Here is a 21968-nt window from a genome sequence, read left to right as displayed (position 1 = left end):
GTTGGCACTGTAACCTCGCAGTAAATAGTCTTAAGGTTCGGGTCTGTGGCCATGCCACAAGGCACTCGTTAGGGCGTTATGTTGGTAGATAGCACAAACGAAATGCAAGATAAAAAAGTAGCTGTGGTGTTGCTGAACTTAGGGGGACCAGGTTCCCTGTGTGAAGTTGAAAAATTCTTGTTCAGTCTATTTAGTGACCGACGCATACTGGGACTGCCGTATCCGCTAAGGATGCTGGTGGCCATGATAATTTCGAAGCTCAGAGCGAGGTCTGCCAGAAAGATTTACTCATTAATGGGAGGAAAGTCTACCATACTGGAGGAAACGGAGCACCAAGCTTCGGCCCTGGAAAAACGCTTGAATAGTGCCGCAGAAGGCAAGATGTACAAGGTGTTCGTCTGCATGCGACACTCGAAACCAAGGTCCAGGGAGGCACTGCACGCCGTTCGTGATTATCAGCCTGAACATGTAGTGCTGCTGCCCATGTACCCCCAATATTCCAGTACCACTACCCTATCTGCAATCGAGGATTGGTACAACAGCGCGCGCAGAGCACGCTATAAGCCTGATACCAGAGTGATATGCTGCTACCACGTACATGAGGACTACATACTGGCACACCGCAACCTGATACTGAGTGAGTATAATAAGGCTCTCATGGCCCATGATAGGCCGCGAGTGCTGTTCTCCGCACATGGTCTGCCTGTACGCGTTGTGGAGCGGGGAGACCCTTATCAAGAGCAGATACGGCAAAGCGTTTGCGCGATTGTGGAGCAATTGGGGATACAAGCTCTGGACTACTCCATATGCTATCAGAGTAAAGTGGGGCCCACCAAATGGCTAGAGCCCAGTACAAAGCTCGAAATTCTGAGAGCAAGGGATGATGGGGTACCGGTAATTGTGGTACCAATCTCTTTTGTCTCTGAGCACTCTGAAACTCTAGTGGAGCTTGACATGGAATACAAAGCACTCATGCCTGGAGAGCAGAAATATTTCAGGGTACCCGCTTTGGGAGTGGATGCATCGTTCATTGAGTGCCTATACAAACTTTCGCGCGCACCAGACACTAGCATGGGTTCCTGTTGCGGTAAACATGGGCTATGTTGGAAAAGGGCACGGAGCGCAATTCACGCGGCGGTGCATTGACGTTACCACATTTCAGACCCCATTTCAGCAAGCCGGGATGCAGCGCGCCTAAAGCCCATGGATGGGGGGCCGACGTATAATTCGCTGATGTCGGCGGCAAGCGAGCAAAATATGCGCATCTTGCGCTCGTAGAGTTCATCCACTAGCACAACAAACCGTTGCATTTCGTTCTGGGAATAGTAGTCAAACACCGGAATGCCCTCGATGAATATAGTAGTAAAGTTTTTTGCTATCTCCTTATAGTCTGCAACCCATAGGGGGTGCTTGTTTCCGCACAGATCATCAAAACCAAACCAAGCAACAGTATTGCATGCCTTCCCCGTTTTAACTTTTCTGTTTCCAACGGTCAGTATGACTTCTTCAACTTTTCCGGAACCGATAAGCTCCGCAAAGCGCGCGTGCAATTCTTGGTCTGCATCTTCGCCTACATAATACCTACACGCACCCCGTCCGTGTGTTGTTCTGTAGTCGCGCTTACCGAGCATGGCTACAACCTGTACGCGCTGCTCGAGCAGAGATATGGCGGGAAGAAAGAGTTCCCGACGCAGTCCCCCTTCGTATAACCCGTGCGGTGGGTAGTTGGACGTCATGACCGTTACTAGATTTTTGGAAAACAGCACAGAAAATATTTTGTGCAGTACTACGGCCTCGAACACATCGTTAACCTGCACTTCATCCAAGTATAAAAGTTCCGCGCCCTGCAGCATTGTGTTCACAACCAAAGGTATGCAATGGCCGCCTTGTTGCCAGTTATCCACACGCATTGCGTGTAGCAAATCGTGCAGATCTTTCATGAAGGTGTTGAAGTGTACCTTTTTCTTCTTCTTGATCACTGAATGTTCGTAAAACAGATTTGCCAGCAGAGATTTTCCTCTTCCAACATCTCCGTATATGTACACACCCTTCTTTGCGGTAGAGCTTGGCCTACGCCAAAGCTCCCACCACTTCGGCGGAATTTGGTCGTATTTCGTCAACTCCTTGAGCGCAGCAAATTGGAGATCATCGAACACTATCTCGCGTGCATTGACCATACTGTGATATCTAGCAAGCATACACTCATCAAACTCAGTCCCACCAGCCAGCATCCAGAAGACTACGATCGGTGGAGCGGGTAGAAAACTTTACATCTAGACATTAGGTTGCCATAAAAATAGGATAAGTTCTATCGTGTGCTACTCCACACATGCCCAACCGCGCAAAAAACTGTGCCACAAGAAGAGAGAAGCCAACACGCAGTGGTCTCGCGCGGGTTCACGCAACTCAGGCCGCCGAATTGCGAAAAAGTTTATTGCATAACCATTAGGCAATGCAATTACCTCTTACTACTCAGAGATTTGGAGACTATGTCTCTCATCTTGTTCCTGACATAAGCCGGATTGTAGCCCGCAAAGTGGCACACAGTTATAAAATCACTGTGCAGATCGTTAATCCAGTTAAAGGCCTTCATCTTTTCTATATTATTTTCTGTGCGCTTATAGTTAGATGTAATATCTATCATAGCCTGTAATATAACTGCACCCCAAAGCGAGCTGTAACGTTTTTGTTCACCGACCGTTTCTTCTTCACCTCCCACACTTTGAAGTGGATCAGTAGCAAGGTTGTCGTATACCCCGCAGTAGTTGTAGAAGTTTAATAGATTAGAGTCCATTTTTACCCTCTTAGATTAAGAAAGATCGATCGATTCAAAACCCAGGGAAAACAAAAAATCAAGCCGTACCCTGGCGCATATCCGTTCCTATGACGGACAAAAAATGGCTGTGTACAGGTGGCGTGGATTTATGGTATGCCTGTTGTGATATAATTATATTGGATATTTCCGTACAGGCTGATCAAAAACTGTCGCATGCTTGATGTGCATTATGTTTCACAAAAACCTGTAGCAGCAAGTCTGCGGTCATCGAGAATCTTTTACGGGACAACCTATCTGCCGCATTGCCAGTTGTGCTCATAATTGCAGGAGTATTCGGCCACATGCAGAAAGCAAAAACGTACGGCATGGGCGAGAAAGCATGCACTCATCGTATACAGGATAATTTTTTATCCCTAGCGTTAGTCGTTCAAAATCGCTTGTGCACGGCCTTTAGGCTGTGGAGTCCTTAAGTGCCCGCTAGGATTCCCATAATTAGGCACACTAGATGCGGCCTCCACCAGCCACTAAGAACAACCTTAAGTTGGAGTTTGCGTATTGGGTAGTGTTGGAGGAGCGTTTCCTGGCGTCTACTCTACGCTTATAACGGGTTGTGTGTCACTTTCTGATACCAGTGCAACCAGCAGATTGCTGACGAACTTGAGTTTTCTGTCATCAGTTAAGTCAATCCCGTGCTTAGCTTCGAGATGAGAGAGCACCTCGTCTACCATGTTGACCGCGTTTTTCACTATATACACCCTAGCCTCGGAAATTGCCTTGGCTTGCTGCCTTCGTAGCATAACCTGTGCTATCTCTGAAGAGTACGCCAGGTGGGATATTCTTGCATCTTCCACCTCAATGCCAACAATACCCATTCTGCTTTGCAGTATGGCACGAAGCTTTTGGGAAATTTCCGCAGAATTCTGGCGCAGCGATACGGCAGAATTGGAGTCATACGGATAACTGCCAGCAAGTTCTCTTAGGGCAGTTTCTCCCTGTACGGAAATGAAGTTCTGATAGTTTTCTATGTTAAAGCACGCCTTGGCCGGACAGACTACCCTCCACACTATGGCAGCTGCTATCTCTATCGGGTTCCCATCTGCATCATTAACTTTCATTACTGAGGTGTTCACGCTCTCAATTTTCAGGGAAACGCTGCGTTTCGTAGAGAAGGGTACAGTGAAACGCAGGCCCACACCAAAAGATGTACCTATGTACTCGCCAAAGAATTCCACAACCTTGGCCTCATTCGGCCCGTTGATGAAGAAGCCGCTTGGCAACAATGCCCCAGCTAAGGCAAATATGCCCATAGCACCCAAAAACAGAAGTGAGAAATCGCTGGCCAGGCAGCAGATACCAAGCCCGGCCAGGCTAATCAGCATTATGCCTATTACGCTATATCCGTTAAAACACAGCAAACTCTTGTTCTCGATATTGCGCACGGATGATGCCTTACCATTACGCTTTTCCATATCTGTCTGCATAATGCCCCCCAGTACAGCCCTGCGCACGGACTAATAAACAACATGAACAAAAAGCCCCCTCGGCCGTGTCGCCTGCCCCACCGGGCACAGCCACAAACTGGCGATTATCCCCCTTGTTCCTCGCTGAAGCCAACCTGCATTTCACTGATCGCGTTGATCATGTCTGCTCTACCTTCAGCAACTGCAACACTGAGCGGGGTCTCCCCTTTATCGTTCTTTACACCAACATTGGCACCATTTGACAGCAGATATCTTACAGTGTCTATGGCCCCATGCCTAACCGCGTGAATAAGCAGGTTGTCCCCATTTTTGGTGCGCATCTCCTCCAGAACAAACTTCGGAGCCTTGCCCATTGTTTCCAGTTCACCAACAACAGCCAAAAGCCCCGTGATGTCATTGGCCTTTGCGCAGTAGAATACGTGTGCGTAGTAATCTTCCGCGCGGTAAAATCGTGGTAGATGCATATTATCGTTATTGTATGCGTCCGTCTCTATGTACGGATGGGCTGCTCTTCGGTGCGGCCAATGCCTGGTTTTGCCGCGTGGTAGATTTGCGCTATCACCCGCAGATTCGCCACGATCACCGTCTTGTACGCGTTCCGCGTTGGTTTCAGCAACCACATCACTAGTGGTTTCGCTAACCACATCACCAGTGGTTTCGCTTCCCTGCACTGGAGGCTTTTTCTCTCCCTCATTGCGTTTTTGCGCATCATCGACGCTCACCTCTTTGTTTGAGCGTTGTTCCTTTGATTTGTCATCGCCACCTTTGCGCCACGTCATAATGCCGCTGATGCCCGACTCCACGCTAGGTATCATGGTCTCCGCGCGCTTGCTTACTTCTCCCAAAAGAAAGTCTAATGTGCCACTGGAAGAGCTGCTAGCAATGCATTCCTGGCTACAAAACACAGTGCACAAAACACCGGTCAAAAAAACCCTCCTCACACCACACATGTTTCGCTACTCTTTAGACTCCACGCATATAGGCTCTACCACCAAAGTATGATTTAATCATTAACACAAAGGTTAAGAAAGTAAAAAGACAAAACCGGTGAAAAATTCTAAGCTTGACATACAGCAGCAAAGTGCTACCGACCCGGAACGGGAATTCGTGTGGATAAGTGCATCTGCAGGTACTGGAAAAACTAAGTTACTGGTCCATAGAGTAATAAGGCTGATGGTATCTGGGCAGCGCAATATACTGTGCCTCACTTTCACAAACGCTGCTGTACATGAAATAAGAGAGAGGGTATACGGCATAGTTGCAGAGTGGCTGGCGCTACCCAAAGAAGAACTAGTCAACAGGCTTCGGGAAGTATGCTACCAACAGATAGATCACCAACACTATGTAAGAGCGCGGCGGCTTTTCTTTGACGTCCCATCCATTTTAAAAATACAAACGGTGCACAGCTTTTGTCACTCTCTAGTGGCATCATTCCCCGCGGAAACAGGTGTCTCGGCAGACTTTGAAATGCGCGAATTGTCGGAGTCTTACCCAAAAATCTTTGCACAGCTGCTACGAGAGGATAGGAGCATTGACCGTGACTTGTCAGAAATTTCGGTAGAGCTCGCAGAAGATACTCTGTACAACCTTGTGTATCAAATCATCAACAAGCAACGCAAGATTGTCCCCATTGAACCGCCGCAAACCGCAGTTGCTGACCCACACACAATTATGTGCCCAGTGCAGTTGATAGACGCCTTGAAGTGTGGCAGCACAAGAGACCAAAAAATCGGCAAAAGGCTGAGCACTTGGAATACTTCCACCAGGAGGTCTCCGGAAGAGGTCGCGGAGTATTTGTCGATTTTCATCAACTTACAATCCCTGGCAAAAAAATCCATCTCTAGCATAGCAACAAAAGGCATCTTGGAACAATTTCCCGACATTGTCCGGGTAATTGAGTGTGAACAGGAGGCGCTGCTGGAATTTGCCGAAAAATTTTACACAGAACGGATAACAAAGCGTACGTTCCACCTGGTGCGGATTGCACAAAAATGCGCGGCGTTGTATGAACAGGACAAGAAATGCTCAAAATACCTGGATTACAACGATGTAATTGGGCTTACGCTTGATCTCATGCTACATCCAGACTACAAAGACTGGGTGCTCTTCCGCCTAGACAGCGAAATAGACCATATACTGGTGGATGAATCTCAGGACAATAGCCTCGAGCAGTGGAACATAGTAGCCGCCCTGTGCAGCGAGTTCTTCTCTGGGCTTGGTAGCAGCAATAATAAGCGAACTCTGTTCGTTGTGGGGGATGTTAAACAATCTATATACGGGTTTCAAAACGCCCGACCAGATTATTTTCACCGCATGCACCAGTATTTTGTCGCCCAAAGCAGCGACGCGCTCACCATACAATTGCAGACGTCATTCCGGTCAGCTAAGCCTATTTTGCACCTTGTGGACCGGGTTTTCAACGCTTTTAGAGAGCAAGTTTCTTTCCAGTCACAAGAAATAAAGCATGAAGCATATCGCGCGTCAGACTATGGGTACGTTGAAGTGTGGCCATTGATAAACACTGAAAAGCGTAGAAAACTTTACGCCTGGGACGAGCCAGAGATGGAAACCGGCACACCACATGCCACTGACCACTTGCTGCTTGCACAGACAATGGCGAGGTCCATCGGTACGTGGATTCAAAGCGGCAGGATACTAGCTGCTAAAAATCGCCCAGTGCGCGCTGGGGATATACTAATACTGGTGCGACGCAGAACCATTTTGGTTGATTACATAATCGCGGAGTTGAGGCAGGCCGGAGTTCCAGTATCCGGCAGGGATAGGTTCAACATGATGGACTACGTCGCAATTCAGGACTTGGTAAACCTGGGAGAATTCTTGTTGCTACCCGAAAACGACATGGCTCTCGCGGCGTTGCTTAAGTCCCCAATCTTTGAACTGACAGACTGCGATCTATTAAACTTAACGCATAGCCGCGCCGATGCCGTTTCGTTGTGGGGCAAACTACAGGCATTTGCACAGTTCGGCAAAATCGCAGACTATCTAGTATCACTAATCAATGCTTCCAAAACACGTACTCCGCTGGATTTATACTGCCTTGTCCTATCAGAGCACAGAGAAAAGCTATTGCAACACCCCGGCCAGGCATCAGCAGAGATCGTGGACGAATTTATGAACTCACTAACCAAGTTTGGGCTCAACAACGTGAACACTTTGGAATCTTTCATTCACTGGATAAAGAGCACAAACCCTGAAGTGAAGATTGATATAAACACCTCAGAGGACGTCGCAAGAGTTATGACTGTGCACAACGCGAAAGGCATGCAATCACCCATTGTGTTTTTACCAGATACAACGAGTGTCCCCAGGTGCGAGCTTCAACTCATTTTCGACGCCGAAAATACACCTATATGGTGTGCTGGCGACACAAACGCGCGTTGCAGGGACCTAAAAACGCTGAAAAGGCAGGAAGAATACAACGAATATCTCAGGCTATTGTACGTTGCCATGACCAGGGCGGAAGATGAGCTGTACGTGGCTGGAGTGGGTCCCCCACGCGAGCAGTCCTGGTACAGTATCATTACCGGCACAGGAGAGGGCGTATTCGCAAAAAAATCAGTAGTCCTGTCTCCAATGTTCCAAGACAAGGTAGATGCACTCTACATAGAAAGCTCCGAAGAACCGGCTTAGTGCGGTAGACCACTCAAGTTCTAGTCAGCGCATTTATTCATAGCAAACTTATGGAGCGAGCTCGTAACCTGTTGGTGGCGTACGAAGCTGCTAACGCGCTCAGCGGCTGAGGAACTTGTGCATGGCGCTTTAGACCAGCCGCCAACGGGGCCACAATGCACCGGCGCAACACGCATCACCGCCACACATGGGGCGCTGCTACGCACCCGGGAAACTACCGTACCTTCAAGTTGGAAACACCAGCTTACTGCGACCAGCCGCCCGGGCCTTGGCCAATAACCAGCAAGTGTGCACACAGCCAATGTTCACACCCAAACGGTCGCATTACATGGTAATGACGCCTAAACCCGACAACTTCCGGTCCTCAAGGTCTTTGTGAGCCTTGGCAATGTCTTTAAACTTGTAAGTTTTGTTAATCTCCGCCCTAATATGCCCCCTCCTGAGCATTTCAAATATCTCCATGGCGGTGAGCCCAAGTTCCAACCTGGAGCGCTTATAGTGCTGAATCGTCGGAGAAGTTATAAACCACGATCTGGCACTCAGCATCGACATACTGACACTGGGCATGCGGCCGGAAATGCTTCCGTAAGATATGTACAGCCCGAAGTGCCCCAATACGCCGAACGACATCTTGCTCACCGCTGCACCTATCGGGTCATACACAACATTCACGCCCCGGTCGCCAGTGATCGTCATCACCTCTTTGGTGATGTCATCATCCTTTAGGTTCACAACGTAAGCACAGCCCACCTCTTTCGCCACACCGAGACGTGCACCTGACTCTACAACTCCTATAACCTTGCCGCCTTTGTACCTAGCCCACTGACAGAGAATTTGCCCAACGCCTCCAGACACTCCGTGCACCAGGGCAAATGTTCCCGGACGGATATCATATATTCTGTGAGTAAGATAGTGCGCAGCCATTGCCTTAAGCATGACGGCAGCGGCAACCTCGTCGCTGATGTCATCAGCTATCTTGAACAGGTACTTTTGGTTTATCAATCTGGTCTCAGAGTATGCACCACCGGGTGCAGTGCAGTACCCTACCCTATCTCCAACATTTAGCGCCTCAACACCCGGCCCCAGTTGCCTCACAACACCAACGGCCTCCACACCCAAAACCGCGGGGAAGGACGGCACTTTCCTTGTTCCAGTACGATACTCCACATCGTAGCGATTCAGGCCTATCGCCGTATGTTCAATTAAAACCTCGCCCTTGCCAGGCTCACCAACATCTACGTCAACATACTTGAGGACGCCCGCATCACCATTTCTGTCGATAACAACAGCTTTTGACATACGCTCCACTCCATCTCACCGTACCATATTACATACAACCATTAACAAAAAGAAAAAGATCTCGCATCGGTCATACATCCACACCTATTTAATTCACTTTGTTCCATAAAAGACCTAGTCCTGCTCCGGGACCAGTGACCCAGCTTCCATGCGTACACGGCCGTTATTTTGAGACCCAGCTCCCATGGCAGCCTTAGCACCGGAACTACCGCCACTAATAGGATCGTCGATTTTAGCTCCGTCTGTACTAGCGCCATTTGAAATACGCACCTTTGATGCCGTATCCGGTATACCACTTGTTGCGGACTTCTTGATACGACTGCGAGTTTTCCTTTTGTGCGACTTTTCTTGTACCTTAGAGACACTTTCAGCGCTGCTGCGTTCAGCGGCATTTTTCGTATTACTACGCAGCACACCCGGAGAGCCTGCGTGTGCGTCGGTCGCCGGACTATCAGCCTTTTCACGTGCCACTTGTTCGCGGTCTTGCTCGGGCACAGAATCTTGCTGTGTGACGCCTTCACTCTTGGCCACACTTGCAACCGAGGAGGTGCCGCCCCCTTTTTCTATTGGGCCTCCAGCAGGATGATCTGGACTGCCACCAGATTGCAAGTTTCCAATCGGAGTATTACGGCCGTGTGTAGCGCGGCCCCCCCCCACAGCGTTCTGAGAATCTGCAGCACCCGCAGCGGCACTGCCGACATTGCTGGACGACGCTTCTATCCTAGAAGGCCCTGGACCACTGGTAGGACGCACTCCCGCACCATCCTGACTACCCGATTCCTTGCTGGTAGGAGGCTTGTTGGTAGTGAACCTACTGAGTATCTCGTCTCTCTCGCCCATAGCGGCCATCATGCCGTCATCCATAACGATTATCTGCTCCACAGCGCCGAGCAACTGCATTTTATGTGTCACAACAAACGTTGTAATGCCCTGCTGTTTTGCATAGGCAAGCGCACGCACCAAGTTCGCCTCTGCCCTTCCGTCCAAATTTGCATTGGGTTCATCTAAAACCAAGAGCCTCACGTCGCCGTAGAACGCCCTGGCTAGCCCAAGCATTTGTTTTTGCCCCCCCGATAGCACCACTCCACTGCCACCTATCACGGTGTCATACCCGCTGGGGAGGTGCAATATCATTTCATGAATTCCAGCAATTTTAGCGGCTTTAATTACCTTCTCTGGGTCAGGATCCGGTACCATCCTTGCAATGTTGGTTTTAACGGAGGCCTGAAAGAGCTCAATATCTTGAGGTAAATACCCAACATGGCAGCCAAAATCTTCCCTATTCCACGTGTACACATCCGCACCGTCAAGCCTGACAACTCCAGACAGTGGCTTCCATACCCCAACCAAAAGCTTAGCCAGGGTTGACTTCCCTGAGGCACTGGGCCCGATGATCCCAACAACGCTACCAGGCTCCACACCGAAAGACACCCCTTTAATTGTAGGCTTACTTCCCCCATACGGCGTGAAAAACACCCTGTCCATAGTGACGCCCCCCCTAGGCTTGGGCAACGCCATGGCCTGCTCCCTTTTAGGAAATGCGAGCAGCAGGGCCTGTAACCTTCTGTAGGAGATCCTTGCCGAAAGTAGCATCTTCCAGGTGTTAATCGCGGCCTCAAACGGGGCTAAAGCTCTACCCATAAGAATGGAGGCAGCAATTATGCCGCCGGCAGTTTTATGCCCATGTATGGCTAGCCACGCTCCCACCCCGATTACAGAAATTTGCAAAACAGAGCGAACAAACTTCGTAACACCCATAATGACGTTAGACCTGCCCTGAGCTTTTATCTGCAACTTCCTGTTGTGGGTGTTTCTATCGGACCACTCGGCAACTATGTGCCTCACCATCCCCATGGCCTCTACCACTTCGGCGTTCCGACTTGCAACATCTATATAGTTGATATTGCGCACGTTTTCCTCGTTAGACTCCTGCATAACCCGCTTGGTCGCCAGCTCATTCCAGATCGCCATCAATACCAACAGCACTATGCCAACTATGGCTATATACCCTGTGACTGGGTGTATCATGAATATTGCAGCAAGATACACTACCGCCCACGGCATATCGAATAGGGATAGCACGCCAAACCCCGTAATGAAGCCTTTGACCACCCCAAGGTCACGTATCGCCTCACCGCTCGAAGTTGAAGCCTTCACTGAGGTCAAGCTGATGGATCTGGCAATCAGATCGGGCGTGGCTTCTCTATCTATCCAATCCGCAACCTTAGCCATGGTCAAGGATCGGCAAACATCCAACATCGAAGAGCAGACCAACGCGCCTACAGTTACTATGCTTAGCATAAGGAGAGTGGAAGAGCTCCCACTGGAGAGCACCCTATCCAAAACCTGTGAGGTATACAGCGGCAAAAACAGGACCAGGACGTTTATTGCGGAACTGAACCAGAACACAAACCAAAACACGCCCTTGCACTTTTCCAGCGTTTGATAAAGGACGCTTTTTTTCAGCTCCTTCATCGCGGAAAAGCCGAACTTTACACCTTCCACTACATACCCCAAATACCACGGATCTCACGCACTCACAGAGTGGCGCCAGTCGTTAAGCCTCGATATTACTATAAAAGTCTACTTATCATAAAGTAAATTAGTGTTGTACAATCCTAAATCAGGCCTTAGAATACCACTTGGGGTTTGTTCTACTGTTTGTAAAAATGCCACCCGTAGTTGTGTTATCACTGCTCACTGTGCTCTCGTTGGTAGCAGGTGTCGTGCTGGCGTCTGTGGGTGGGAGCTTTTACGTAAAGTATAGGAACAAGCTCATGCTTGCAAGAGTGGCGCTGCAGGCAGCTTGCGTCATTTCCGCCGCGTTGCTCCTCAGATAATGGGTCAAGTGTGGATCCTCTGCGTACTAAAATCATAGGGGTGTTGAATGTAACCCCAGATTCGTTCTCTGATGGAGGTAAGTTCTTCAATAGCGAAAGCGCGGTCAGCCACGCTGCAAGGTTAATAGCAGATGGGGCGGCAGTCATAGATGTGGGTGGGGAGTCAGGCGCACCCGGTGCCACGGCCATCTCTCAGGAGGAAGAGTGGAATAGGCTGAGTGGGGTTTTGCCCCAAGTTGTGAATATGGCACACAGCTCGGGGGTTGAGGTTAGTGTTGATACCAGAAACGCACGCACCGCTGCAGGGGCTTTAGCTCTCGGAGTGGATTACGTAAATGATGTGGGCGGGCTCATGGACCCGGAAATGCTGTCGACAGTGGCGCATAGCAGTGCAAAGATAATCATCATGCACAATTTTGGTATACCTGTATCCATTGCGAGGCCAAAATTGGATATGCCAGAACAATTGGTGGAGGAGATTATCGAATGGTTTCACGCCAAGGTAAGCGCGTTAGTCTCTGCCGGCGTGGATAAGCAGCGCATCATCTTGGACCCTGGTATAGGCTTTGGAAAGTCGCATAAGTGCTCATGGTATATCATAAAAAATGTATCGCACTTTAAAGTGTTGGGTTTTCCAATATGTATCGGGCACTCACGCAAGTCTATGTTCTCCGCAATTTCGGCTGAGCCAGAATCGCGTGATTTTCCCACGGCGGTCGTATCAGCATTTCTGCTGAACCAGGGAGTAGAGTTTATAAGAGTCCATAACGTGTCCCTTTGCAAAACTGCGCTCACAGTCGCAGGCATGCTGATGTAGCTTTTGCGCCCATCCCACAGGAGAAGGCTTCGCCCCAATATGTGTCAGGTAAGGTGGTCCCATGTGCGCCAGAAGCCGTAGCACGCCATTGTGTGCAGATCGCGCGGTGATGGCGGCACAACCGCTGGTGCAGTTACAGACGTCCTGCACAAATTACCAACAGACTTGCGCATCTGGAAATAACTGCGAACCATAAGCTTGCGCAGACTCGCGGGCAACGCTTGGGGAGCCTTGTGTATGTGCGTAATACCCAAGAATTCGCTTCTAGCTACTTCACACGTGCACCTACCAAACCTGCACACACCCAGATACAGGGCGCGCCACGGAACCAACACCAAAAGCGCAGCCAATGCGCAGGAAAAGTTACGCCTTGCAATCATGCGTTGTGCTGCAGTCCCGCTTTGCTTTTTGCCCGCATTAGTAGTAACATGCTGCGAGCTTATTTCCAGGAAATGTGAATGCCAAAGCGCGAAGATATAGAAACCATAATCATTTTGGGCGCAGGACCTATTGTAATAGGCCAGGCATGCGAGTTCGACTACTCTGGCACTCAGGCCTGCAAGGTTCTGAAAAGCGAGGGTTACAGGATAGTTTTAGTGAACTCCAACCCTGCAACAATTATGACCGACCCAGGCCTGGCAGATGCAACATATATAGAGCCGATAACTGCAGAAATTATTGAAAGAATCATCCTGAAAGAAAAGCCCAACGCAATACTGCCGACGGTCGGGGGGCAGACTGCACTTAACGTCGCCATGGAGCTTGTAGATCGTGGGGTACTATCTCGCAACGGCGTGGAAATGATAGGCGCAAACCAGGATGCAATCCGAAAAGCGGAGGATAGAAGCCTATTTCGCAAAGCAGTTGAAAGAGTTGGGGCAAAATGTCCAAAGAGTACAATTTTAAAGGCTTCAGACCATATAGCCCAGGCGATGGAGTATGTGGGGTTGCCAGCCGTCATAAGGCCCTCCTTCACCCTCGGGGGAATAGGCGGCGGCATAGCGCGCACTGAAGAGGAATTTTGCGAGGCAGTCCAACGAGGGTTTGCGATGTCACCAATTTCCGAGGTTCAGGTTGACGAGTCAATAATAGGGTGGAAAGAATTTGAGATGGAAGTTATGCGCGACTGTCGCGACAATTGCATAGTCGTGTGCTCCATAGAGAACATTGACCCTATGGGCGTACATACGGGAGATAGCATAACAGTTGCACCGGCAATTACGTTACGCGATGAGGAGTATCAGCGCATGCGTAATGTCTCTTTCGACATATTGCGGGAGATAGGAGTGGAAACCGGCGGGTCCAACGTCCAGTTTGCGGTCAACCCCGAATGCGAGGGGGAGATGGTAGTCATCGAAATGAACCCCAGAGTCTCCAGATCGTCTGCTCTCGCATCAAAAGCTACAGGGTTTCCCATAGCTAAAGTCGCGGCAAAATTGGCCGTAGGCTACACCTTAGACGAAATAGCAAATGACTGCGCAGTTTCAATTCCGGCATCATTCGAACCAGTGATGGATTACGTGGTGGTAAAGGTCCCCAGGTTTGACTTTGCAAAATTCCGGGTTCCCACGCAGGAGTTATCCACATCTATGAAGTCAGTGGGAGAGGCCATGGCGATAGGTCGGTCGTTTACTGAGGCCCTACAAAAGGCAATGTGCTCCTTGGAAGCGGGGTACAACGGATTGAACGAATTTTTTCCTCCGGGCACACATCTGGAGCAGGTATATGCGGCCTTGGCGGAACCATCACCCAGCAGGATTCTCATGATTGCAGACGCACTGAGAATGGGAATTGGCATAGACAAGATAAACGAGCTCACAAAGTATGACCCGTGGTTTCTGAAGCAGATAGAAATCATAGTAGCTTACGAGCAAGAGGTCAGAAACAATGGGCTACCGCAAACAAAGGCTGAGCTGCTGCAGCTCAAGAAAATTGGGTTTTCGGACGCAAGGCTAGCAGAACTTGGCGGTAGGGATGTCGCTTATGTAGAAAACCTGCGAGACGCCCTGTCAGTGAAACCGGTGTATAAGAGGATTGACACGTGCGCCGGAGAGTTCAGAACCAACACGGCTTACATGTACGGGTGTTACGAGGGAGATGCGTTCGGTGAGCCTGAGTGCGAGTCGCTGGTTACAAATAAAGACAAGGTCATAATACTGGGAAGCGGGCCCAACAGGGTTGGACAAGGAATAGAGTTCGACTACACATGCGTACACGCCGCGCACATGATAAAGCGGATGGGGCTAGAAGCCATCATCATCAATTGTAATCCTGAGACTGTATCTACCGATTATGACACATCTGACCGGCTGTACTTCTCCCCACTAACGCGGGAATGCGTCCTAGACATCATAAGCAAGGAGTCCGAAGGGCGGGCTACGGTGAAAGTCATCGTCCAATTGGGTGGCCAAACTCCATTGAAGCTCGCGAAGGTGCTACAAGAGAAGGGCATAAACATCGTTGGGACGGGCTTTGACTCGATCGACCTAGCGGAAGACAGGCAGAAATTCAATGGGCTACTTACAAAACTTGGGATAAAGCAGCCGCACAGCGAAACCTGCAATTCCGCAGACGAGGTGTTAGAGAAGGCACAACGCGTGGGGTTCCCAGTTTTGCTACGCCCTTCATATGTGCTGGGGGGGCAGTTTATGTCGGTAGTACGCACCGAGCAGGCCCTCGCCACATATTTACGTGAGCACGACAAGATATTCGATTCCGGCTCATTGCTTATAGACAAGTTTTTGACCGACGCCGCAGAGGTTGATGTGGATGCAATCTGTGACGGCAACCAAGTCTACATAGCTGGAATCATGGAGCACATCGAGGAAGCAGGCATCCATTCGGGAGATTCCGCATGCTCGCTACCACCATATACCCTCGGGGAAAATACGATAGCCTTGGTATCGCAATACACCAGGCAGGTGGCGCTGGCTCTTAATGTCAGGGGCTTGCTGAATATCCAATATGCCATCCAGGACGGGGAAGTATATCTGCTGGAAGCAAACCCTAGAGCGAGTAGAACCGTGCCGTTTGTCGCAAAAGCCACCGGTGTTCCCGTAGCCAAACTTGCGACCGCAGTAATGCTCGGTGGAAGGATATCTACAAGCAGTGACGCACCAGCGGCCATGTCGTATACGGCAGTCAAGGAGGCTGTGTTTTCATTTTCGAGGTTTGCAAGCGCAGATCCACGGCTGGGCCCAGAAATGAAATCTACCGGCGAGGTCATGGGTATAGACCAGTCCTTTGGCATGGCCTTTGTAAAATCACAAATCGCGGCTGGATACGCATTACCAACGTCGGGCAAGGTGTTTCTATCGGTAAAGGATAGCGATAAGCCAGCAGCGGCGGATTTGGCGCGGTCATTTGTGGACTTGGGGTTTGAGCTTTTTTCAACCACTGGCACCGCTCAGTATTTGGATACGTTGGGCATTCGCACCACGCGCATCAATAAAGTCCGCGAAGGAAGGCCGCACATAGTGGATATGTTAAACAACGATGAGATAGTGCTAGTAATTAACACATCTGCGGGAATAAAAGCAGTCTCGGACAGCGCAGATATCAGGAGAACCGCAATCATGCGCAGAATACCCCACAGCACAACACTTTCCGGTGCCAAGGCCATAGTGCTCGCGCTCAGAAACCTAAAATCTGGAGGCGGCCCAGAGGTGGCACCCATACAGGAGTATCACGACAAAAATTCCGGAACATTATCGGAATGTTCAGTGCAGTGGGACCCTGGGAAAGAGGAAGCGACAACCACGTGGTAACCTCCAGATAAAATTCGTCGCCGAGCACCCTACTCGAGATTTGCACCTGTGATGACCATCGGCCAATATTGGCGGCGCTCTCCAACCTAGCCATAGCGGCCAGTCGTTGTACCTAGCTCATCCAGATCGTAGTTACCCACTAAACCGCATACGTAGCGAGATCGCATTCCATAAGCATAGTTACGCACAGGCCGTGGTAGCCAGTCAGTCGCTTCTTTGTCGTAACAAGGAAGGCCTAGCCAAAGTACACAAATACTGTAAGAAGTGCCTTTGCCAACGGAGCACGCTAGCTACCCACACAAACGACGAATATCCCAACCAAAGCCGACCTACCTCCACGAGGAGAACCATGCACCAGACGATCAACCGCCGGCGAGCGCTGTATTTTTCGCTATGATCAGACCTTTATAACTCGCGGCCAATGCCGTGATCCTCTCTACCGTAGGATGAACATGAACCAGACAATCAACCGTCGGTGAGTGTTGCATTTTTCGTCATGACAGGACTTTTGCAACCTGCACACTGCATCCTAACCACAATAGTCCCTACCGCCCTACTCTCATGGGATGATCAATTACCTCCGGTAAGTGCCACAGACATCTTCACGTATAAGCAAAACCCGCATCCCGGCCGGACACAAAGGGATCGGTCAGCATGGACTCTACCATAGGAAAGTCCTACCAAGAGGGGTACCCCGGGCGAATGCACACAAGGAAAGCAAGCACTGAGCCGGCACCCACCGACCTGGGCCATCCTACAAAAAGCGAAACAGGCATGAACCTAGCGCACACGCCACAATACAGCCCAACACACCGCCGGGCCACAACGACGCCGAGAATTAAAAGGATTTCACACCCAGGGGTACAGCACTAAAAACGAACCGCGGATGCAACCTACACAGAACCCACCAGAGTCGGCACAAAACCAAGACGATCACCCCCCTTCAGCAGCAGAACCCCGCTGAGACGGCTGGCTTTTTCTTAGAAACCCGACGAGCAGCGTCGCCACCCAGTACCAAGGACGCAACAACCCAGGCACCGGCCCATGCGGAACACCGACCTACAGAGCAGTTAGTATAAAACCGAGACGATCACCCACCTTCAGCAGCGGCAGAAGAATTCTGCTGAGACGGCTGGTTGCCAGAAACCTGATGCGCCGCCGCAGCATCGCCAGAGACAGAACCGCCACCCAGCACTACTCTCTCCAGCCTCAAAAGCCTCTTCTTAATAATCCTGAGATCTTCCGAAATCTTCTGAGACACGCGCTCTTCCAAACGATCAGCTATGCGGTCATATAGCTCGTTACCAACACCGTCAGCAGCTATCTGACCCACGGGATCACCGTCTTTCATGCTTGAAGCTAGAACCTTCTCCTGCATTTTCATTATGGAGGCAACCACGTCATCGAAGCGGCCCTCGCCGAAGACCTCCTTAACGCTCCCTATGCATTGCCTAATAATTTCCTTATATTCGTCTTCACCAGACATAAAAACGCCACTGACACAACTAGGACCCCGATGGTAACACGTAGCTAAGGTGCGGTCAATTACAAACTTGCGGTATCAGCCAGCGCGCAGCGGTCCGCGCTTCTCCTGTTGGGGTTAAGACGCCAGCCACGCGCGCCCCACCACCATAAAACAGGCCACTATATTCAGTCAGGAGAGACCATCTTCCTGGGATCAACTATCGCGTCAAACTCCGCCCCATCTACTAAACCCAATTTTGCAGCCGCATCCTTAAGCGTCACACGATTCTCAAACGCAAACTTGGAGATCTTTGCGGCGTTGTCATAACCTATATGCCTGTTTAGCGCAGTAACCAGCATGAGAGACTGCCCCAGCATGACGGCTATACGTTCTTTATCGGCCTCTATGCCGCTTACGCATTTCGTCGCAAAGCTTTCACAAGCATCTGCCAACAATCGGACAGAGTTTAGAACGTTATATGCAATCATAGGCTTGAATACGTTCAGCTCAAGGTGTCCGTTGGACCCCCCTACAGAAACTGCAACGTGGTTCCCCATAACCTGCGCGCAAACCATGGTGAGTGCTTCGCACTGCGTCGGGTTTACCTTACCCGGCATGATTGACGACCCAGGCTCATTCGCGGGAAGGATGATCTCCCCTATTCCGCACCTGGGCCCAGATGCAAGCAGCCGGATGTCATTCGCTATTTTCATGCAACTGACAGCAAGCGTATTGAGCGCGCCGCTTAGTTGTACCATGGCATCATGCGTAGCAAGCGCCTCGAATTTATTCTCCGCGGTTATAAACTTCATACCGGTGATGCCCGCAACCTCTTTTGCAAACTCTTCAGCAAAGCCTTTCTTGGTGTTCAAACCCGTACCAACACCCGTACCCCCCTGTGCAAGCTGATAAACATCCACCATTGAGGACTTGACTCTTTCTATTCCCTTTCTCACTTGGCATTCGTACCCCGAAAACTCCTGACCAAGCGTGAGAGGCACTGCATCCTGGAGGTGGGTGCGACCCGTTTTTACTATGTCTGAAAATGCCACAACTTTCGCCTCCAACGCGCCGCGAAGTGCCTCCAGCGCGGGCAGTAAGCGCCGTTCTACCTCGGCCACGGTAGCAATGTGCATGGCAGTGGGAAATACATCATTTGAAGATTGAGAGTGGTTGACATGGTCATTCGGGTGTACGGGAGACTTGCTACCAACTTTCCCCCCCAGTATCTCTATGGCCCGGTTTGCTATTACTTCGTTGGCGTTCATGTTGGTTTGGGTGCCAGAACCAGTCTGCCACACCACCAGGGGAAATTCCCCATCCATCTTGCCATCTATAACTTCCTGCGCAGCAGCACAAATTGCCTCTCCCACAGACTTTTCTATGCTTCCTTTTCTAGCGTTTACCCGGGCAGCCGCCAGCTTCACCACACCCAGCGCCCATATCAAGGGCCGGGGCATTTTTTCCTCTCCAATTGCAAAGTTCATCATGGAGCGCTGTGTTTGTGCACCCCAATAGCGTTCAGCCGGCACCTCAATGTTACCCATGCTGTCAGACTCAATCCTCACCCCCATAACAGACTCCTGAAGCTAACAACGCCGCATTATAACAGACTTCCAAACCTCGTCTACAACCAACTCTGTAACATGAGTGCCAGGTAAATTCACTAAAATCTACATATGTTTTGCAAGACTTGGTCAGTAACGTTACTATTCCCACACGTTTAGTCGGAATAGGTGGCCAGTGCGCAGTGTGCTCATTACAGCGGGGTCTACCAGAGAGTATATAGATCCCGTCCGCTACATAAGCAGCGGCTCCTCCGGAAAGCAGGGATACGCTATTGCGGAGTGTATGGGGCTGATGGGTTGGGACGTTAAGCTGGTATCCTGCCCCGTCAGTATAACGCCTAATCACAACCTGTACGAGGTTTTGCGGGTTGAAACTTCCGCACAGCTGCTGGAAACCTGCTTAGACTTATTGCCCGTGGATGTTGCAATATGCACGGCAGCGGTTACAGATTGGGTGCCATACAGACATCCAAGCAAGCTCAAGAAGCGCTCCGTTGATGCTGTTAGCTTGATGCACAGCCCAGACATTGTAAGGTGTATCAGCATATCAAAAAAGAGGCCCAAGCTCGTGATTGGGTTCTGTCTAGAGTCCGAAAATTTGATAGAATCAGCCAAAGAGAAATTGGCCTACAAGGGCTGCGATTGGGTAGTTGCAAACCACCAATACGTGGCAGAGGAAGAGCAAACCATGGGTAGCGATCGCAACAAAATATCCATTGTAACCAGGGATTTTGTGCAGCACTATCCGGTCATGACAAAGCAGGAAGTGGCCAATCTGCTTGCGAAAAATATTGTTGACTATTTTAACGGATTACACATAAGCTAGGTGGGTGTTGTGGGTGTTGCGGACATGTATGCAAATCAATCTTGGGAGTTGCTCGGTGGCGGCCAGCGCCCGGATTACGTCATCGCATATGTAAACGCACGGGTTATTGACCCCGGGTCCAACACAGACGCGCCTGGGTACGTTGTAACTCGAGGAAGGGAAATTTCCCATTTTGGCTTTGGTGAGCACAAAGCTGAAGATTTTCAATCAAGCGCAAACGAAGTAATCGATTGTGGCGGGCATGTTTTGATGCCAGGAATAGTAGACATCCATGTGCATCTCAGAGAGCCCGGTGGCGAGCATAAAGAAACTATCGATACAGGAAGTAGGTCCGCGGCCGCTGGTGGGGTAACTACGGTGGTGTGTCAGCCTAATACATCCCCGCACATAGACAGCGTCATGGTTGCAAAGTACCTGAAGATGAGGGCATTGGAAAGCTCTTGCGTCAACATAGAGTTTTATGGCTCAATAACAAAACCGTGTGGATCATTGTGCGATATGCCCGCTTTGAAGGAAGCTGGCGCTCTGGGATTTACAGACGACGGGTCGCCCGTGATGAATGCACTATCCATGAAACGTGCCTTCGAATGCGCAAGCACCCTGGGTGTTGTAGTTGCCCAACACGCGGAGGACTGCCACCTTTCTGACGGTGGGTGTATTAACGAGGGGAAGGTCTCACAGGAACTCGGTCTGAAGGGGATTTCTGACCTTTCTGAGAGCATCATGGTGGGTCGCGATATAGAGCTGCTGCGCGAGGTCCCTGGCGCGCGGTATCACGTGCTGCACGTGTCCACGAAAAAGGCTATCGATTTGATTCGTTCCGCAAAAAATGAGGGTCTGCCAGTCACGTGCGAAGTTACTCCTCACCATTTTGCTTTGACTGAAGATGCGGTCAGAGAGCACGGGACCATGGCCAAGATGAACCCACCACTTAGAACTGAGGAGGATCGTCTGTGCATGGTCGAGGGGCTTGTAGATGGCACAATAGACTGTATTGCAACAGACCACGCGCCTCATTCGTGCCAGGACAAAGCGCTACCGATTTCCAGTTGTGCATTTGGTGTAGTTGGCTTGGAGACCATGTTGCCACTCTCTTTGGAGTTGTATCATAGCGGGAAAATGGGCCTGCTGGAGGTTTTGTCTAAGCTAACTGACAAGCCGTCGGATATAGTAAAAATCCCAAGAGGTAGAATAGCTAAGGGCCTGGTGGCGGATTTGGTTTTGGTTGATTTGGATCATGAGTGGACTGTAGACACAACCAAATTTGCTAGCAAGTCTAAGAATTCGCCGTTTCACGGCAGGACCGTAAAAGGTAAGGCGCTGCGGACTGTTGTCGCCGGAAAAACTGTGTACCTGGCGTCCTGACCGCTATATCACAATCGCATCACTCTCGGTACCATTTTCAAAAAAGGAGTAGCTACACAGCTTGCGTACAAACACTGTATTGCACTACCGAGTGCCTGAGTGAGTTGCGGCCG

Annotated in this window: 15 protein-coding genes; 7 read left to right on the top strand and 8 right to left on the bottom strand. The window is 50.2% G+C overall.

Annotated elements, in window-relative coordinates; all coding sequences use genetic code 11:
- Window positions 1–78 precede the first annotated feature (78 nt).
- Window positions 79–1146: a ferrochelatase gene (gene hemH, locus ACIS_RS01750; protein WP_012880519.1), complete on the top strand. Its 1068-nt coding sequence runs from the start codon at window positions 79–81 to the stop codon at window positions 1144–1146.
- A gap of 2 nt (window positions 1147–1148) precedes the next feature.
- Here hemH and zapE read toward each other — a convergent pair whose 3' ends face one another.
- The 4 genes from zapE to ankB all read right to left on the bottom strand — a co-directional run bounded on the left by zapE (window position 1149) and on the right by ankB (window position 5183).
- Entirely contained in the window at window positions 1149–2231 is a 1083-nt protein-coding gene (zapE, locus tag ACIS_RS01745) for a cell division protein ZapE (RefSeq protein ID WP_012880518.1), read from the bottom strand.
- Between the two features lie 227 nt (window positions 2232–2458).
- Window positions 2459–2794 carry a hypothetical protein gene (locus tag ACIS_RS01740; protein ID WP_012880517.1) on the bottom strand — a complete coding sequence of 112 codons (336 nt, stop codon included), beginning with the start codon at window positions 2792–2794 and terminating at the stop codon, window positions 2459–2461.
- Window positions 2795–3363: 569 nt separating this feature from the next.
- Complete coding sequence (locus ACIS_RS01735) at window positions 3364–4257, bottom strand: SPFH domain-containing protein (protein ID WP_049756284.1); 894 nt, start codon at window positions 4255–4257, stop codon at window positions 3364–3366.
- Window positions 4258–4361: 104 nt separating this feature from the next.
- A complete protein-coding gene (gene ankB / locus ACIS_RS01730) occupies window positions 4362–5183 on the bottom strand; it encodes an ankyrin repeat domain-containing protein AnkB (protein WP_458692652.1) in 822 nt (273 codons plus the stop codon).
- A gap of 121 nt (window positions 5184–5304) precedes the next feature.
- Here ankB and ACIS_RS01725 point away from each other — a divergent pair, with 121 nt between their 5' ends.
- Window positions 5305–7908, top strand: coding sequence for a UvrD-helicase domain-containing protein (locus ACIS_RS01725; protein ID WP_012880514.1), 2604 nt, complete (start codon window positions 5305–5307; stop codon window positions 7906–7908).
- A gap of 324 nt (window positions 7909–8232) precedes the next feature.
- Here ACIS_RS01725 and ACIS_RS01720 read toward each other — a convergent pair whose 3' ends face one another.
- Window positions 8233–9207 carry a quinone oxidoreductase family protein gene (locus tag ACIS_RS01720; protein ID WP_010265369.1) on the bottom strand — a complete coding sequence of 325 codons (975 nt, stop codon included), beginning with the start codon at window positions 9205–9207 and terminating at the stop codon, window positions 8233–8235.
- A gap of 114 nt (window positions 9208–9321) precedes the next feature.
- Complete coding sequence (locus ACIS_RS01715; RefSeq protein ID WP_238523326.1) at window positions 9322–11682, bottom strand: type I secretion system permease/ATPase; 2361 nt, start codon at window positions 11680–11682, stop codon at window positions 9322–9324.
- 194 nt (window positions 11683–11876) lie between these two features.
- On the opposite strand from ACIS_RS01715, the gene ACIS_RS05465 reads away from it, so the two are divergent.
- The 3 genes from ACIS_RS05465 (at window position 11877) to carB (ending at window position 16631) form a co-directional block, all read left to right on the top strand.
- The gene (locus ACIS_RS05465; protein ID WP_238523312.1) at window positions 11877–12047 is read left to right on the top strand and encodes a hypothetical protein; all 171 of its coding nucleotides are present in this window, start codon (window positions 11877–11879) and stop codon (window positions 12045–12047) included.
- Window positions 12048–12057: 10 nt separating this feature from the next.
- A complete protein-coding gene (gene folP, locus ACIS_RS01705; protein ID WP_012880512.1) occupies window positions 12058–12864 on the top strand; it encodes a dihydropteroate synthase in 807 nt (268 codons plus the stop codon).
- 458 nt (window positions 12865–13322) lie between these two features.
- On the top strand, window positions 13323–16631 hold the full coding sequence (carB, locus tag ACIS_RS01695) for a carbamoyl-phosphate synthase large subunit (protein WP_012880510.1): 3309 nt from the start codon (window positions 13323–13325) through the stop codon (window positions 16629–16631).
- A 1090-nt stretch (window positions 16632–17721) separates the two neighbouring features.
- On the opposite strand, the gene ACIS_RS01690 is transcribed toward carB, so the two are convergent.
- Window positions 17722–18117 carry a hypothetical protein gene (locus ACIS_RS01690; RefSeq protein WP_012880509.1) on the bottom strand — a complete coding sequence of 132 codons (396 nt, stop codon included), beginning with the start codon at window positions 18115–18117 and terminating at the stop codon, window positions 17722–17724.
- A 164-nt stretch (window positions 18118–18281) separates the two neighbouring features.
- Window positions 18282–19670: a class II fumarate hydratase gene (fumC, locus tag ACIS_RS01685; RefSeq protein ID WP_010268172.1), complete on the bottom strand. Its 1389-nt coding sequence runs from the start codon at window positions 19668–19670 to the stop codon at window positions 18282–18284.
- A 169-nt stretch (window positions 19671–19839) separates the two neighbouring features.
- Here fumC and ACIS_RS01680 point away from each other — a divergent pair, with 169 nt between their 5' ends.
- On the top strand, window positions 19840–20490 hold the full coding sequence (locus ACIS_RS01680) for a phosphopantothenoylcysteine decarboxylase domain-containing protein (RefSeq protein WP_012880508.1): 651 nt from the start codon (window positions 19840–19842) through the stop codon (window positions 20488–20490).
- Between the two features lie 24 nt (window positions 20491–20514).
- Complete coding sequence (locus tag ACIS_RS01675; protein WP_037352590.1) at window positions 20515–21855, top strand: dihydroorotase; 1341 nt, start codon at window positions 20515–20517, stop codon at window positions 21853–21855.
- The last annotated feature ends 113 nt before the right edge of the window (window positions 21856–21968 follow it).

This window comes from Anaplasma centrale str. Israel (genome assembly GCF_000024505.1).
Classification (GTDB): Bacteria; Pseudomonadota; Alphaproteobacteria; order Rickettsiales; family Anaplasmataceae; genus Anaplasma; species Anaplasma centrale.
Note: the sequence above shows the minus strand (reverse complement) of the source record. Positions and strands in the feature narration are given on the sequence as shown.